General features: G+C 58.5%; 15 protein-coding genes. 9 read left to right on the top strand and 6 right to left on the bottom strand.

What is annotated here, in order from left to right:
- Positions 1-85 precede the first annotated feature (85 nt).
- The 6 genes from ACQK2L_RS06070 to ACQK2L_RS06045 all read left to right on the top strand — a co-directional run bounded on the left by ACQK2L_RS06070 (position 86) and on the right by ACQK2L_RS06045 (position 6,140).
- Positions 86-865: an NTP transferase domain-containing protein gene (locus ACQK2L_RS06070; RefSeq protein WP_425396039.1), complete on the top strand. Its 780-nt coding sequence runs from the start codon at positions 86-88 to the stop codon at positions 863-865.
- Entirely contained in the window at positions 858-1,925 is a 1,068-nt protein-coding gene (locus ACQK2L_RS06065) for a hypothetical protein (RefSeq protein WP_425396038.1), read from the top strand. The genes ACQK2L_RS06070 and ACQK2L_RS06065 overlap by 8 nt, the downstream gene beginning before the upstream one ends.
- A gap of 245 nt (positions 1,926-2,170) precedes the next feature.
- A complete protein-coding gene (locus tag ACQK2L_RS06060) occupies positions 2,171-2,728 on the top strand; it encodes a sigma-70 family RNA polymerase sigma factor (RefSeq protein ID WP_425396037.1) in 558 nt (185 codons plus the stop codon).
- A complete protein-coding gene (locus tag ACQK2L_RS06055) occupies positions 2,725-4,449 on the top strand; it encodes a LamG-like jellyroll fold domain-containing protein (protein WP_425396036.1) in 1,725 nt (574 codons plus the stop codon). The genes ACQK2L_RS06060 and ACQK2L_RS06055 overlap by 4 nt, the downstream gene beginning before the upstream one ends.
- 34 nt (positions 4,450-4,483) lie before the next feature.
- Positions 4,484-5,953, top strand: coding sequence for a BNR-4 repeat-containing protein (locus ACQK2L_RS06050; protein WP_425396035.1), 1,470 nt, complete (start codon positions 4,484-4,486; stop codon positions 5,951-5,953).
- Between the two features lies 1 nt (position 5,954).
- The gene (locus ACQK2L_RS06045) at positions 5,955-6,140 is read left to right on the top strand and encodes a hypothetical protein (RefSeq protein ID WP_425396034.1); all 186 of its coding nucleotides are present in this window, start codon (positions 5,955-5,957) and stop codon (positions 6,138-6,140) included.
- Between the two features lie 76 nt (positions 6,141-6,216).
- On the opposite strand, the gene ACQK2L_RS06040 is transcribed toward ACQK2L_RS06045, so the two are convergent.
- The 6 genes from ACQK2L_RS06040 to ACQK2L_RS06015 are packed head-to-tail and all read right to left on the bottom strand — an operon-like array spanning position 6,217 to position 13,728.
- A complete protein-coding gene (locus ACQK2L_RS06040; protein ID WP_425396033.1) occupies positions 6,217-8,139 on the bottom strand; it encodes a HEAT repeat domain-containing protein in 1,923 nt (640 codons plus the stop codon).
- A 54-nt stretch (positions 8,140-8,193) separates the two neighbouring features.
- Positions 8,194-9,474 (bottom strand): Gfo/Idh/MocA family protein, encoded by a 1,281-nt coding sequence (locus ACQK2L_RS06035; RefSeq protein ID WP_425396032.1) that lies wholly within the window; start codon positions 9,472-9,474, stop codon positions 8,194-8,196.
- 40 nt (positions 9,475-9,514) lie between these two features.
- On the bottom strand, positions 9,515-10,297 hold the full coding sequence (locus tag ACQK2L_RS06030; protein ID WP_425396031.1) for a 3-keto-disaccharide hydrolase: 783 nt from the start codon (positions 10,295-10,297) through the stop codon (positions 9,515-9,517).
- Positions 10,298-10,317: 20 nt separating this feature from the next.
- A complete protein-coding gene (locus ACQK2L_RS06025; RefSeq protein WP_425396030.1) occupies positions 10,318-11,481 on the bottom strand; it encodes a Gfo/Idh/MocA family protein in 1,164 nt (387 codons plus the stop codon).
- A complete protein-coding gene (locus ACQK2L_RS06020) occupies positions 11,468-12,499 on the bottom strand; it encodes a sugar phosphate isomerase/epimerase family protein (RefSeq protein WP_425396029.1) in 1,032 nt (343 codons plus the stop codon). The genes ACQK2L_RS06025 and ACQK2L_RS06020 overlap by 14 nt, the downstream gene beginning before the upstream one ends.
- On the bottom strand, positions 12,496-13,728 hold the full coding sequence (locus tag ACQK2L_RS06015) for a hypothetical protein (protein ID WP_425396028.1): 1,233 nt from the start codon (positions 13,726-13,728) through the stop codon (positions 12,496-12,498). Before ACQK2L_RS06015 ends, ACQK2L_RS06020 begins: the two co-directional genes overlap by 4 nt.
- Before the next feature lie 144 nt (positions 13,729-13,872).
- Between ACQK2L_RS06015 and ACQK2L_RS06010 the strand changes: the two genes are divergently transcribed.
- From ACQK2L_RS06010 to ACQK2L_RS06000, 3 genes are all read left to right on the top strand, one after another.
- A complete protein-coding gene (locus ACQK2L_RS06010; protein WP_425396027.1) occupies positions 13,873-14,649 on the top strand; it encodes a helix-turn-helix domain-containing protein in 777 nt (258 codons plus the stop codon).
- Positions 14,650-14,682: 33 nt separating this feature from the next.
- The gene (locus ACQK2L_RS06005; protein ID WP_425396026.1) at positions 14,683-15,780 is read left to right on the top strand and encodes a DUF4432 family protein; all 1,098 of its coding nucleotides are present in this window, start codon (positions 14,683-14,685) and stop codon (positions 15,778-15,780) included.
- 78 nt (positions 15,781-15,858) lie between these two features.
- Complete coding sequence (locus ACQK2L_RS06000; RefSeq protein ID WP_425396025.1) at positions 15,859-16,143, top strand: c-type cytochrome domain-containing protein; 285 nt, start codon at positions 15,859-15,861, stop codon at positions 16,141-16,143.
- Positions 16,144-16,169: the final 26 nt, after the last annotated feature.

Below are 16,169 nucleotides of genomic sequence, written 5' to 3'. Positions count from 1 at the left end.
GAGACGGGCGGTCCTTGGATCGCTTGGGAACAGCGAAACACAGAACCACTATTAGGGCGTATTTTTCAGACGGGAGAACTTACAGGTGCGAGCTATCATCATTGGTGCGGGAAGAGGTAGTCGCTTGATGCCGACTACCGAAAATTCCCCCAAATGCTTTGCCGAGGTCGGAGACCAAAGGATCCTCGACTGGACACTCGACGCGTTCCGCGCCAATGGCGTGGACGACATCTGCTTTGTGGGCGGGTACTGTATGAGTGCCGTCGAGGAACGCTATCCGGAGCTGACATTCCGATTCAACGACAATTGGAAGAACAATAACGTGCTCGCGTCCTTGTTCTACGCAGAGGACCTAATGGAAGAAGGTCCCTTCATTTGCTGTTACTCGGATATCCTCTTCTCCCCCAATGTGATCAGCATGCTGCTCGAGAACACCGACGACATTGCGCTAGTCGTCGATACCAAGTGGGAGGACCGGTATGAGCACCGAACGCAGCACCCACCCGATGACGCTGAGAAAGTGATCGTCCAACAGGGATCTATCCTTCAAGTCAATCGCGACATCGATCCCGAAGATGCGTACGGCGAATACACCGGCGTCGCCAAATTTAGTACGGCCGGCGCCGGTGCGCTTCGGCGGCACTATCATCGGTTGCGAGAGACCTATAGCGGCCTTCCATTTCGTGGTGCGTCAGTTTTTGAGAAGGCGTACAAAATTCAACTGTTTGAGGAGATGCTCGAAGCCGGCGAGACGTTCTGCCACGTGGACACTGACGGAGAGTATATCGAAATAGATACCCAGGAAGACTTCGACTACGCTCGGAAGCACTGGACCACAAAACACTTGGTGGTGAGCCATGGCTAATCAAACCTTGTTTCCCACATCAGTTATCGGGTCGATGCCCCGCCCCGACTTCGTGAAGGCGCTCATCAGCGACACCTGCACACTAAGTCAGGCGGAGCGCGATCGCCTGATGGGCAACGCCATCTACGCGAGCGTTGCACTACAGGAGACTGCGGGAGTCGACGTAGTGTCGGATGGAGAGTGGTGGCGGAAGTCATACATCGGCGTGATCGCCGAACTGGCACACGGCTTTGAAGTCAGCACGAACCCCCAGGATGGCCGCCCATGGACCATCGTTGTCGACAAGCTGTCTCCCCGCCAGCCTGGCTTCATCGCCAACGAAGTGGCTTTCCTCAAGAAGCTAACGGGGCGCGACATCAAAGCAACCCTGCCAGCACCCGCCTTGTTGGGCGAGCGCATGTGGGACCCTGAGCGATCTTCCAAGGCCTATCCTGACCGTGACGACTTCGTTCGCGATTGCGTCCCCATTCTGCGCCGCGAAGTCGAATTGTTGCGTGACGAAGGGGTGTCGATCGTACAGGTCGACGATCCCCATCTGTGCCTGTTCGTCGACAGCAATATTCGCGCCGCCTATGACGACGCGGACCGCGCCGCCGATTTTGCCGTCGACATGAACAACCAGGTGTTCGCCGGCATCGATGGCGTGAAGAAGGCAGTTCATCTCTGCCGACGTGCAGGAGCCCGCGCGCGAGGCGAGGCCGACCACCGCGGCACTTTTGACCCGATCATGGGCCAATTATGTCGACTGGAAGTGGATCACCTGACCATGGAGTTCGTTACGCCCGGCTCCGGCGAAATGTCGGTGTTCGAGCAGCTACCAGAGCACATCGAAGTGGGCTTGGGGTGCGTTAGTTGCCATCCAGGCACCATCGACTCGGTCGATACGATCGTTGAGAGAGTCGAACAAGCGCTGAAGTACCTTCAGCCGGAACGTATCACCCTGAACCCCGACTGCGGGTTCGCCCCCGGTTCAGCTGCCACGGTGAGCCTCGACGAGGTCTACACCAAACTGTGCAACGAAGTCGAAGCCGCTCGACGCTTGCGCGAAAAATACGGATAACGCGCCGCGCTGCCCAGGCAAACTCTCCACCGACCAGTTGGGCGTCGTGGCCACTCCTGCGTCAATAATCACGCGGAAATCGGCGTTTTTCGCCAATCTGTTGCGATTTCTTGCAACAAATCGCCTCGGAGCCTTATCCTCCATAGGCTCCACGATCTAGCTGGGTGAAACCGTTTCGTGGCATCAAGTCGCAGGCGATAAGTAGTCTTGGTCCAGCAAAGTCCATCGATTCCCTAAGTGTCTACATGTCGGCAGAACTAGAAGAGGGCGGCTTCCCCGAGGCGACATCGACGTCGCAGGATGAGCTTGTTCGGCTGCTTGCCAAGCACTCGAACGCCATCTGGGGGTTCATCCTCGCCCTGACCGGAAATCGCCACGACACCGACGACATCTTTCAAGAAACGAACGTCATACTGGTGCGAAAGTTCCGAGAATTCAAACCTGGTACCGACTTCCTAGCGTGGGCGTGTACGGTAGCACGCTATCAAACGCAGGCGTTTCGAAATCGCCATTCGCGCGAAGGCATGTACGAACCGGAACTGGTGGAGGCCCTATCGCAAGAGGCGATGATTGCCGCCCGATCAGCCGATCAACGGCGCGATGCGTTGCTGGACTGCCTGCAACGACTTCGTTCGCCGGAAAAAGAGCTAATCAACCTTCGCTACTACGAAAGCTCTCCGGTGCGCGAGATCGCCGCTGCACAGGGCATCTCCAAGGACAAAGTGTATCGCGCGCTGGCTATGATCCACAAAAGCTTGCAGGCTTGTATCCATCGCAAACTTGGGATTGGAGCAGCCCCATGAACGGCAGCACAGAACACCGAAGATTGCTGCAGTTGTGGCTTGCATCCTGCGATGGGGAGGTCAGCCCGGGGGAGCTTGCCGAGTTGAAACTGGCACTTGGCAGCGACCGGGAGCTGAGACAGCTGGTTGCCAGCGTTGCGCAAGACGTTTCGGTGATGGAACGGTACTTGGCTGGCGGCGCCAAATCAAATGGCTCTGATCGGCCACAACGTGCGGTACCAACAAGCACGGCGGACAAGTCGCGCGGTAGGCAACACTTGGCAACCGCTGCTTGCGTGCTCGCCGCGCTGCTGTTGGGAGTGTTTGTCGGACGCTCAACAAGGCCCTCAAACGGCAATCCCGAAGTCGCGACGGTCATCGAAGGTGGTGCCAATCCCGAGGCGCCGGCCGTTCGCCTTACCGAGGCATTGCACTGCGTGTGGAGCGAGTCGTCGCAGTACTGGCCCTCAGAAACCGTATTGCAAAAGGGCGGATCCGTCGAGTTGCTCGAAGGCTTTGCCAAGTTCGATGTCTCCTCCGCCGACTGGCAGGCTACGCTGCAGATTGAGGGGCCGGCGGCCGTCGTGATTACCTCCGAAGGCTTACCCGCCTTGCGGTATGGCAAGATGCTGGTGAGTCTCTCGGATCAAACGGCCGTCGACTCGGTAGCGATTGAACTACCCTATGCTCGAATCTGCGTGACGCCGGGCACCGAACTAGGCGTGGGTGCTTTTGGCAGCGTGTGTGAGACGCATGTGTTCCAAGGCGTGGCGAACTTGGAGCTGCTTTGGGACGCCGATTTTGAAGCGGTGAATTCTCACTCGAGTAGCCACCAGAGGATCGAAGCGGGAACTTCGCTCGTGCACGAAGTGGCGGATGGCACGGTGCGAAACATACGGCAAGGGACAGCCAACCGGGGCGTATTCGATACGGCGGCCTTCATGCGGGGCGGACCGCTGGTGATCACCCAGCCGTACGTCGAGGAAGTAATTCAGTCGGCGCCGTTTGCCTACTGGCGATTTGAAGATGCGACTGGCGGACTGATCCAGAACGAAATGCAGGATCAGTACCATCTGCACGTGCACGGTGGTGTGACCGTCACGGGGTTGGCAGGCAATCGGTACGCCTACTTCTCTCCGGACGAACCTGCGAATGGACCACGATACTTGTCTACTGCCGAACCGATTTCGTCGGCTTTGCTCGCCGACTACTGCATCGAAATGTGGGTGAATCCAAGCCACTACCAAACCAGCACACTCACAGGTGTAATGGTGCCTGAGAAGAGAATCCCTCGCAGGCCTTCGGATTTCAAACACGGCCTTCTCATCGAGCTGGGCGGCTTTTCAGGTGGCAGTCGCTTGATGCGCCCCAAGAGAATTCGCTACTTGCACCGATCGCTGGATCCGGACGTCGATGGAGCATCGCTGTTTACGAGTTCGAATTATGCGGTTCGCCAATGGCAACACATCGTATGCAATCGAATCGGCGAACTGGCGCGGGTGTACGTGAATGGAGTGAAGGTTGGCGAAGACGAATGCGCTACCCCGCTCGAAGAAGGACAAATCGCGGTGGTAGGACAGCTAGCCAATACACGCGTTGAAAGGTGTTTCTGTGGAAAGATCGATGAGCTAGCCATCTACGACCACGCGCTGCCGCCGGAAGAGATTCAGTCGCACTTCGCGGCTGCTGAAGCGTTCCATTCCGATTCGCCCACGCCAACCAGTCGAATCGATCGCAACTAGCTAGCAATTCCCTCTCAAGCCAAGTGTTTCTAATATGCATCCAAGTCTGCCTGATGTAAGCCCGCCACGTATTTCCCGCCCGCTGAAGGCGTTCGCACTACTAGTTGTCGCGAGCCTCGGCACCGCCGTCTTCGCCGAGAAACGTACCGACACTGGCGACGCGCCCAGTGGCGAAGCGAATTTCATCACCTTGACCGACACTGGCGGCGATCGCGCCACGGCTTATGCGATGAGCAACAAGATTGTTCGCCAAGATGGCAAGTACTATGTGACTTGGATCGACTCGCAGCGGACGAATCACTGGGCGGCCGTGGACGAAAAGACAGGTCGTATCGTCGACGAGGGGACCGTGGGTGAGGAGCGTCAAGACAATCACAGCGGGGCGGCACTGGTAAAGGCCCCCGACGGCACGCTGCACCTCATGCTCGGAGGGCACTTCAGTAAGCTATCGCACTACCAATTGCCACCCGGCGAGACGATTTGGGCACTGGTCGAAGACGGAGCAGAGATTGCGCGTACCGGTCCGGGTAAAGCTCCGACGTATCCCAGCCTGACATGCGACGACCACGGCACCCTGCACCTTGCCTATCGATCGGAACCTGGAGGTCACGACGCGGCGCTTTGTTACTGTCGCCGGCCCCAAGATGGCGAGTGGTCGACGCCCATCACTTTGATCAAGAACGTCGTGAAGGAACACTCGTGGATGCACAATGCCATACAAGTCGACTCCGAAGGGCGACTGCACGTGCTCGCCACCATTACCTTGCCTTATGCTCGACTGGGCGAGGATGCAAGGTACTACGGCGCCGCACACATCTACTCCGACGATGGCGGCGACACCTGGAAGCAACTGGACAACGACAAACCGCTGAGCACTCCCATCGCTGCGGATGCCCTGTACAGAATCGAGGGCAACGGCATGACTGCCTCGCGCACCAGCCCCACGCATCGAGGAAAGGGCGGACCTTGGCATCCGTACGTCTACCGCATGATGCTGTCTAATATTTCGCTCGACGAACATAACAACCCGCGCATTATCATGGGCAACTTGATGGATGGTACTGCCAAGTTGTGGCGCCACACATCTGACGCGGGGTGGGAGTCGCAGGAGCTAAAGCATCACCTCGATTCGCTGGTCGAGAAGTCCGACTTACCACCGTATCGCATCCAACACCTGCCTTGCGTCGCCCGCCTGCCGAACGGACACCTTCAGGTGGTACTCATGGTTTCGCCGATCGCGAGTACTGGGTGGGGAGCAGACTACACGCGATTGGCTCGCCTTGAGTTCGACGCAGATCTCCAGTTCCAGAGCATAGAATGGGTAGCGCAAAGCAACAGCCGCGACGCCGACTGGATTCCATCCCTGGAGTTCTACGATCATCGCGATCCGTATCGCACGCCGGCGATGCTTTTCACGCGAGGCAGAAACGCGGGAGGGTACTCCAACAACGTGAACGACGTCGAAACCGAGGTACTACTGCAACTACCCGCAGTGAAAGACTAAGATGTGTGACACGGGCAGCGTCAGATACTACGAAATCGGCTCTTCTGGCGGAGGCGCCGACAAGCTGCTTGTAAGAGATGATGACGTTGGAGCACTTTGCTACTACAACGATTTCGACTGCACGCTTACAGAATTCTCCGCCGACCTTGATGCGTTCATTGCATCGCTTAAACTCGAGGACGATTAGGCTACATAACCGATGGTCCGGAGCCGGACAACAACGCCCGGCACGATCGTCGCGGTTGTGCTACGCAGTCCGATTCCTACGGCACCAAGAGCTTTCGCGCTCTGGCGAGGACTTGGTCATTGCCGCCGGCGTCGATAACTGCCTGGGCCGCTTTTGAAGCGGCTTCTGGTGCGTTCGGGGCAATCTTCTCGGCAATGAGAACGACACTTTCACTGGCCTTGGGTCCGAGTGCGTCGGTCGACAACTGCGAAACGGCCAACTCAAGCGATTCGGTGGAGGGCGAACGTGCGGCGATTTGAAGTGCGAGCAAACGCTCCTGATCGCGCTTGGCCACCGCCAACGCTTCGCGGCACATTGCCAGTCGCTCTTCCTCTCCCACATTGAACTGACGAGCAATCCTTAGATAGCCCCGCAACGCGCGAACTCCAAATGCATGGTCGGACTTGGCAAGACCCAACAGAACCGGCGCCGCGTCGGCAGTCGACCAGCTTCCCAACACCCGGGTAGCTTGATCCTGTATTGCACGGTCATCGCTTTGAGCCGCCTTAGCGACCAACTTCAGCGACTCGCTATCGCCAATCTTGGCCAACACATCGAGCAGGATGCCTTGTTTGGCGGGAGGCCAATCCTGAAGTCTCTGGGCCACGATCGCTACTATGGGCTGAGGATCGGTGGCACGCCCCGCTACCTCGGTCGCTGCCGCGCGGGCGAGTTGCTCCTCGTCCGTGCTCTGGGCGAGCTTGACCAAGTCGAGAACCTGATCGAGTGAGGTAGCTGGCGCAATCCGTTGTAGCGCGCCAAGTGCCGCCATTCGAACGGCTTCTGCATCGGAACTTCGAGCCATGTCGAACAACTCGGGCGACGCATTTTGAACGTAACGCAGGCCAATCAGTTCTGCTCCCAAGGCTTTTTCGGGATGCTGAGGGCTGCTCAGCAAACTCAGCAGGAACTCGTTGAGTTTCGGATCTTGCATCTTGACGAGTGCTTCGGTGGCGGCATCCGCGGCATCCGCGTCCTCGAGCACCATACGCACCAGCAAAGGTCCGTCGGAGCTGTTGCCAAGCGTTCCCAATGCCGAACACGCTGCGATTCGCACTCCCGCGTCTTGGTTCTCACAGGCGGTTCGAACTACGTCCAGCGAAACATCCTTGGTCTTGGTTTCCAGCGCCGAGAGCAACCTCAACTGGCGATCGGGCGAACTCGCGGAGAGGGCATTGGCCAGACTCTGTGCATAAACCGATGGCCCAGCAGTTACGACAGCTTGAAGGCCAGCTTCAAATCTCCATTCCTCGTCACTCGCGAGCAACTCGGCGATCAAGGAGTTCGCCTTTCCACGATCGATGACGTTCACCAGTGCTATGGTTGCCGCTTGCTTGACGTGATTCGGTGGATCTGCCTCAACGATCCGCTGGAGCAACGCCGCGGCCTTGCCAGAATCGCCGAACTGGTGGCGAACTAATGCTGCCTCGAGCAACGCATCGGCAAACAGTAGAGACTTCTCCGCAGGGCACGACTCCAATGCACTCAAAGCCGGCTCGGTGCCGATGGTCGCCAATGCACCTGCGGCCGCGACCGCGCAATCGGAATTGTCCGAACCAAGCAGCTCCGACAGTTTGCCTACTGCCTGCTGGTCGCCACGCGAAGCAAGCGAGTTGATCACGCCGATCTTGGCCTGACCATCAAGCTCGTCGAGCGCGCGACGCAGCGCGACGCCAGCGGCTGGGTCGGGGTTGTTTTGGAGAGCGTAGCGAGCGTAGTGGGACAGTTTCGGGTGGCTAAGCAGCTTGGAGAGCGGCTCGATGGACGACGTGTCGCCGACTGCAGCCAGATCCTCGAAGGCAGTGGCTTTCTCATTCTCCGACGAATCGGGAGACTGAATGATCGCCAACAAAGCGGCGCAGTTGTCCGAAGAGGCAAATGCACTACAGCAAGTCCCGCACAGCCCAAGCAACATGAATGGGACTACGTAGCGCGCGGCAGGCTTGAACGACGTGGACACGGAACTCTCCCTTGTATTACCTTCGACCCCCTGTGAGGCCAATTCGTTTGGAAACTAAATTCGCCATGGCTCACGCACCGCGCGAGCCAAGTGGCGATTGGCGATGGGGTGGTCGACGAACTGATTCTGCTCGGGGTCGAACTTCAGCGTCTCGTCAAGTCGCCAAGCGATCGTGGCAGCATGCGAGGCGATATGCGACTGCGAAGCGACCTTCTCGTTGGCCGAACAAGGCCGGCGCGATCGCACGCAATCGAGGAACTCGCGGACGTGATTCTTCGGATCAGTGCCCGCCATTTCGATCACTTCGATCTCGGACCGGAGCGACTCGGGATAGACAGCGATCTTGCCACTGTCTCCGGTTTCCACCCAGCCTTCGTCCCCTTCGAATCGCACGGGACAAGTCCCTAATCCGAGCCAGCCGGTATCGCGATCGCGCATCACCAATTTCACTCCATCGGCGTAAGTCGCCGTGACGTTGGTGTCCCACGGTTCGTACTCAACGGGAGCCGTGCCATCGGACTGATTCGCCCATTGGCAAAGATCCACCGTGTGAGCCCCCCACTCCAGGATGCCACCGCTGTGCAAATCGTAGTGGTCTCGCCAACCACCCCGCGCGTAGATCGGGTTATAGGGCCGCCATGGTACGGGACCTAACCATAGGTCCCAATCGATCTCTTCCTTGCTGGGAAGTGGAACTTCGGGCAGCCACTTACGGGTGCCGGCTGGGTTGAGAGTGTGCGCGTGCATCGTGTGCAGTTTGCCGAGCTTGCCACTGTGTACCAAGTCGACAGCAAACTGAAAGTTCGGGATGGTTCGGCGTTGAGTTCCTGCCTGGTAGATGCGACCATAACGGCCGATCACATCTGCCAACGCCAGGCTCTCCTCGATGGTCATCGAACAGGGTTTCTCGCAGTAGATGTCCTTGCCAGCTCGCGCAGCCAGGATGGACGCCATCGTGTGCCAGCGGTCGCCGGTGGCGATCAGCACAGCGTCGATATCGTCTCGTCCCAGAATTTCGTCGGGGTGCCGTAGCATATCGCAATCGCTGGTTTGGTAATGGCCATCGACCATTTGTTTGACCAACTCGCGGCGGCTCTTCTGCGCGTCGCACACGGCGACAAATTGGGCATCTCCTTGCGTTAGGAAACAACCCAGGTCAGTACGACCGCGTGGCCCGATCCCCAGGCCACCGACCACAATCCGTTCGCTGGGAGGCGTAGCTCCGTTGCGTCCGAGGACCGCACTAGGGACGAACATGGGAGCAGCCAGCGCGCTGGCTTTCGCCGCGGTCTTGAGAAAATCACGGCGGCTGGTAGACGTACGTGTGGAGCGCATATTGAACTTCCAGTGGATGCGGTGCGTCGCAGAGATGCACCTACTCTTTGGTTTCGTCCTTGTCAGGACTTTCATCTTTCAGTCGGATGTTCCGGAACTCAATCTGCATTTCCGGCCCAACATGTAATTGTAAAGCAAGCTGACCTTTCTTTGCCATCTTTTCGTCGTCATTATCTGTTATGCGGACCAAAGTGCGTCCATTCAGCTTGTGTTCGAGGTGGTTTCCACGGGCGACGATTTCCATAGTTTGCCACTCGCCTGCTTTGACATCTTCAACCAAATCCGCAGGATCACCGGTGGAGCCCACGACCTCCTTCTCGAGCTTATCGCCATCCCGGTTCAGCGCAACCTCCTGCCCCCGCAACGCCAGGATGCCGCGCCCGCGCTCCTCGTACAGGATGCCCATGTACTTATTGGTGCGTTCGATATCGGCCTGATATCCGCCCATCACCCAACGTCCTTCGTCCTTGTGACGCTTCGAGCGGTATTGCACTCCCGAGTTTCCCACGCCGCGGTCGGCAATGCGGAACTCGATCTTCAGAACGAAATCGGAAACCTCTCCGTCCCAGATGAGAAACTCATTGCGCTTCAGCGGAGCGACGTCCGAGGTCTTTCCGAGGATGACACCATCGACAACGCTCCACAACTCGGGATTGCCATCCCAGCCTTCGAGCGACTCACCATCGAACAGTGAAACAAATCCCTCTTCGGCGTTCTCTGCAGACAAACCTCGCAAGGGGAAAGTGAAGAACAGAATTGCGAGTGCAGAAACAACCAGGCGTGTGGTTCCGTGCGGCCGCGACGTAGAGAAAGGCTGATTCATGGTGTTACCTGTGCTGGGTACTACTGCGATACGTCGATCCAACTGCCGGACGCGGCGCTTTCGAGCACCGCATCGCACACGCGTTGTGTCGCCAGGGCGTCGCGAAATGTCGGCGCGGCGGGCTCGCCAGTTGCCAGACCTTCGATGAAGTCGGCCACTTGATGCACGAATGTGTGTTCGTACCCAATCTGCAGGCCGGGCACCCACCACTTGTCCATGTAAGGCTGGGTACCGTCGTGATCGGTCACGTGGATCGACCGCCAACCGCGTAGGCGCCCTTCGTCGTCGTGGCTGAAGTACTCCAGTCGGTGCAAGTCGTGCAAGTCCCAGCGGAGCGATGCGTGCTCTCCGTTGATCTCCAACGTGTAGAGCGCCTTGTGGCCGCGGGCGTAGCGGGTCGACTCGAACACACCTAGCGAGCCGTTCTCGAAGTGACACAAGAACGCACACGCGTCGTCGATTTTCACTGGTGCGATTTCGCCGGTCGACTGGTGCAGGCGCTGCTTGACGAAAGTCTCCGTCATGGCAGAAACATTGCGAATCGAACTGTTAAGCCACAGCGCGGTATCGATGCAGTGGGCCAGCAAGTCGCCAGTAACGCCGGAACCGGCCTCGGCCGCATCGAGTCGCCACAGCGCGGCTCCGCCCTGTGGCACGTCCTGAGAGATAGTCCAATCCTGCAGGAAGTTCGCCCGGTAATGGAATACGCGCCCTAGCTTGCCTTCCTGAATGAGATGACTGGCCAGCATCACCGCCGGAACGCGCCGATAGTTGTACCACACCATGTTGGCGACGCCTGCGTCTTCTACTGCGCGGCACATCGCTTCGCCTTCTTGCGAGTTCATCGCCAGGGGCTTTTCGCACAGCACCATTTTGCCGGCCGCGGCAGCGGCGGTGGCAATCTCGCAGTGCAGATGGTTCGGGACGCAAATATCCACTGCGTCGATGTCGTCGCGATCGACCAGCGCGCGCCAATCGGTCTCGATCGACTCGTATCCCCAAGTATCGGCGAACTGCTGAGTCTGCTGCTCATTGCGCGAGCAGACGGCCACCAGCCGCGGTACGAGAGGCTGGTCGAAGAAGTTGGCTACACGGTTGAATGCGTTGGAGTGCGCCCGACCCATGAAGCCACAGCCGATCAAGCCGATTCGCAATTCTTCTTTGTTGTTGCTAGTTCCAGCCATGGGCTTCTCTCACCTGAATCATGGTTGACAGCACCGCATCCCATGTGCTCGATTCCTCTAACACTTCGTTGGGGAACATGCACCCATCCCAGCAGATGTGTTGGATGCCGCGATCCTCGGCGCCCTCCAGCCAATAAGATGCACAACGGACGATGTCCAGTTTCCCGTTGGGGTCGTCGGGCGGGCAGTGCTTGCCCGTCTTGTCGTGGCTGCCAGCCCCTTTCACCTCGCCGTCGTTCTGCGCGACGTGAAAATCGATTGTCCACGGTCGAAGTTTGGTAACCATCTCGGCGTAGGTACTGTAGAACTCATCGTCGGTGTACTCGGACGACAAGAGCGCGTGTTCGGGTGCGTTATAGCCGAGTAGGTATAAGTAGGTGTGGGCCAGGTCGGCTTGGAAGCCAACCGTGTTGGGCATGTCGACTTCTTCCAGCAGGTCGAGCATGTCCCGCCAACTGTGCATACCGGCCCAGCAAATCTCTCCTTCTGCAGCTAGGCGCTGTCCCGCATCGGCGGCGATACGCGCGGCTTCGCGAAACGTATTGGCGATCTTCGTCGTGTTTGCCTTGGGATCGCTCCGCCACTTGTCGACACCAAACTCAGCAGAGTCGATGCGGACCACTCCGGAGGTCCTCACACCGGAATCATCGAACACCCGTGCGACGCGGCAAGCCAGCTCCACCGCCTGCAGGAATTTCTGCCGCGCGGTCTCGTCCCCCATCGCCGAGTCGCCCACCGTACCGGGCCATACCGGCGCTACCAACGAGCCAATGGCCAACCCGCGCTGCTGAATCCCCTCGGCCAATTCTCGCAGGGTGCTCTCACTGGCGGTGGGATCGAGGTGCGGCTCGAACAAAAAGAGGTCGACACCATCGAACGACTGTCCATGCGACTGCGCTGCGGTTGTCAGATCGAGCATGCGCTGCAGGCTCAGCGGCGGCTCCTCGCCTGGCTGAGTTCCTTTTCCCACCACACCGGGCCACATCGCGTTATGCAGCTTGGGATAGCCGTTGCTCATGACGCATCGCCTACATTGGGCACGCTGTCGAACGTGTTGGGGCCAAAATATCGCAGCCCCTCCAACGGTTCGCTGCCGGTGTTTTCGACTTCCAGGCCACGCGTGGCGGCTTCGTGAGTGATGAAGACTTCGTCCTCGGTTTCCTGGCCGAAGCGAATCATGGTGGGAGTCTGCAGCGCGAGCGAGCCGATGCGCCCCTTGCCCTGCACGGTGATCCAACCGCTGGCTCCTGGATCGCGGAGCTCGCACTTGGCGCCGGGCTCGAGAGTCAAGCGCTTTGCGGTGAAGAGCTGTGCGCCGTCCACTAGCCCGTAGACGATCCAATCGTCTCGCCAGCCTTCGCCGGAGGCTGCCGTGATGGGTTCCAAGTAGTTGTTGGCTTTGAAATTGGGGTCAACGTTGCGCTCCCAATCAAGTTGCTCGACGATGAAATCGAGATCCTGATGCTTCTCCTCAGGCATGTCTTTCACCAGCAGCGACCACGGGACCACGCGTCCTTCGACCAGGTTTTGATACATACCAAAAACGTCGCTTCCCCACTGAGGCTCGTATGTGCAGAGCGAGCCGGGTGCGTGCAACACGCCGGGTGGGATGAGCCAGCCCGTGCCGCGCTTTAAACGGTAGGCCTTCGACAGATCGAGGATACCATTCTCCCCTTTGTCCCATCGTTCCAGACACGCGCGGACTTGCGCCTTGGTGGTGCCGGGTTCGAGACCCATGAATGTGTAGGGGAAGTTGTTGTCGCAGTTGTTGTACTGAGGTGCGAAGTAGTAACTCTCCGGCTTTCCCTCCTGCCCAACCAGCTTGGCGTCTTCAAAGCCCTGGTGCATATGGTGTGGGATGGGCCCCATGTTGTCGAAGAACTTCGAGTAGACCGGCCACCGCTGGTACTCGTCCCACATGGCCTGGCCGATCATCCGCGGCCCGGCTTCTTGGATAGCGTCTTTCAGCAAGAACCGCTTCCCGCCGAACACCGCGAAACTCTGCCCCTCGTGCCACACGCGGCCTTCGTTGGCTGCGTCGGTGGTGCTGGCGAACCACCGCTCGTCGATGCCGCCGCGCTCGGCGCCGTAGGCGTAGTAGTCGTCGGGATGCAAACGAATCCGCTTGCCCGGATGGAGAAAACTGCGAGGAACCCACGTCGGCGAGAGCCTCAGCAACCCTTCACCGGCATCGAGCGCGCTTTCCAGAACCTGATGGACATTGTCCGCCAGTTGAGAATCCGCCATATTCCCACCTTGTTGGTATGAGACACTGTCGAACGTCCCACCAGAATTGTCCCCATTGGACCACTTGCGAGACTTGTTGCAGTTTCCGGTCAATTGCACCACGAAGCAATGTAAGAAGCATTCGACTTCCGGTATAATCGGCTCATGCCCGAAAATCGCAAAGCGGCCCGGACTCCCACGAAACCCGCCTTCTTTGAGAAGTTGGCGGGCCCTGGCCAACTGCTGGACCTTCTCAACCATCTGCCAGCGTCGTATTTCTTTGCCAAGGACCTGGAAGGCCGTTTTGTCCATGTTAACCAAGCGTTGATCGAAGTGCTGGGCCTCGAGGGCGAGGCGGAGGTGATTGGAAAAACCGATCATGACCTGTTCCCACGCGAGGTGGCGGATCAGTACCGTAGAGAGGATAAAACCGTCATTCAAAGCGGTCAGGCGCTGAACGAACACGTGTGCGCGGTGCCAAACTCTTCGGGCATACTCCGTTGGTACGTGGAAACCAAGATTCCACTGCTGGATGCCGACGGAAAGACTATCGGCGTGGCTGGCATCATGTACGATTTGGAGAAGGCCGGCGCGATGTTGGAACCCTACGAACGATTGAACGCCGCGATCACGCACATCACCAATCACTACTCGGAAAAGATCACCGTCGAGAGCCTGGCCAAGCTGTCGCATCTATCCATCAGCCAATTCAAACGCGTGTTCAAACAGCTGTTTCGCATCACACCGAATCTCTACTTGCGACGTGTGCGCATCAACGCCGCTTGCGTGCTACTGAGAGAAACCGCTCATAGCATCGAGTCAATCGCCGAACAGACCGGACATTACGACGCCAGCCACTTCGCCCGACAATTCCGCGCCCAGATGCACGTCTCGCCCGGCGAGTTTCGCGAACAGAACAGCGGCTCGCTGCAAGAACCATAGATCAACTATTCGCCCTTCAATCCAAGGCTTTCCATGTCGACCACAACTTTCGATCCTACCAAGTTCGAAAACGTCCAACAGGCGGGCGGCATCCGCACCGGTGCGCTCGATTACCCCAACCCGAACGGAGGACAATCGTGCCGGGTGGCGTTCGTCAATACAGGGGCCGGACTGAGATTCACGCTCGCTCTGGACCGCGGTGGCGATGTGGTGGAAGCCAGCTACAACCAATTGAACCTCGCCTACCTGACGCCAAACGACTACAAGCCACCGAGTCACGCGTATCACCAAGAGCTGGAGTGGCTTAGAGGCTGGCCTGGAGGGTTGGTCACCACAGGTGGGCCTGAGCTAATGGGCGCACCGCGTACCGATGGCGAGGATGTCACCTCGCTTCACGGCCGGTTCTCCAGCACGCCTGCCGCGGTGCTGGAAGTCGTCAATCCAGATCCGCAGCAAGGCCGGTTGGACATGCGCATCGTGATGCTCATTCGTGATACGCGGATGTTTGGGCCCAATCTCGAGGTCCGACGCGAGGTCCGCTGCCGACTAGGCGAGCCATGGTTCGCCATCGCCGACGAGGTGACCAACCGAGGAGACGAGCGCTCCCGCCATGCACTGCTGTACCACGTGAACTTTGGTTATCCGCTGCTGGACGAAGGCGCCCGTTTCATCTACCAAGGCAGCGGGACACTGCACGACTTCCGCGCTGAGCACGCCACATCGACACCCATCGAACAAAGCAAACTTGTCGCTGCGCCTCACGAATCTTATTGCGCGGCGCGCGAGCAACTGGTGATCGCGGAGCCCGTGTCCGATCCAGAAGGAAACATACACATTGGAATCTTGAACGAACAGCGGCAACTCGGCGTGAGCCTGAATTACTCGGCCGACGCCCTGCCCCGCCTGGGCAATTGGCTCCATTTCGGTCCCCGCGGAAGCTACGTCGCTGCGCTCGAACCGTTCTTCGGCTCGATTCTTGGTCCAGACAACGACAGTCACCCCAGCATCACCGCCTATTTGGAACCAGGCGAGTCGAAGCGGTACGAAGTCGAGTATCGCATCTGCGCAACCGAAGCGGAACTTAGAGCGCTTGCTGCTCAAGATGGCCCACTGGTCGATAGCCGGCCCTAACTCCTGATTGCACTAGTTGCGAGTAACGCCCAGGGCGACCAAGTTGCCTTTCCTGTTGATGCCGTGACGGAAGGTGAGTTGATCTTCGCTAGGAGAGTGCTACCTATTCTCACGAACAAGTGCATTGCCTGTCACGGAGCAGAGATTGACGAGCTAGCAGGTGGGCTGAACCTGACCACACGCTCCGGCACCTTCAAGGGTGGCGATAGTGGCGAGGCCGCCGTTGAGATAGCACGGCCCGATGAAAACCCACTTCTGATCTCGGTTCGGCGGGAGAGAGACTGGTCGCCCATGCCGCCCAAGGAGAACGATCAACTCAACAACGACGAGGTGGCCGCTCTACACGACAGACTTCGCATTTAGCAAAGTTGTGAATCAGTAACGAGCTG

The sequence above is a fragment of the Aeoliella sp. genome (genome assembly GCF_965227375.1).
GTDB lineage: Bacteria > Planctomycetota > Planctomycetia > Pirellulales > Lacipirellulaceae > Aeoliella.
Note: the sequence above shows the minus strand (reverse complement) of the source record. Positions and strands in the feature narration are given on the sequence as shown.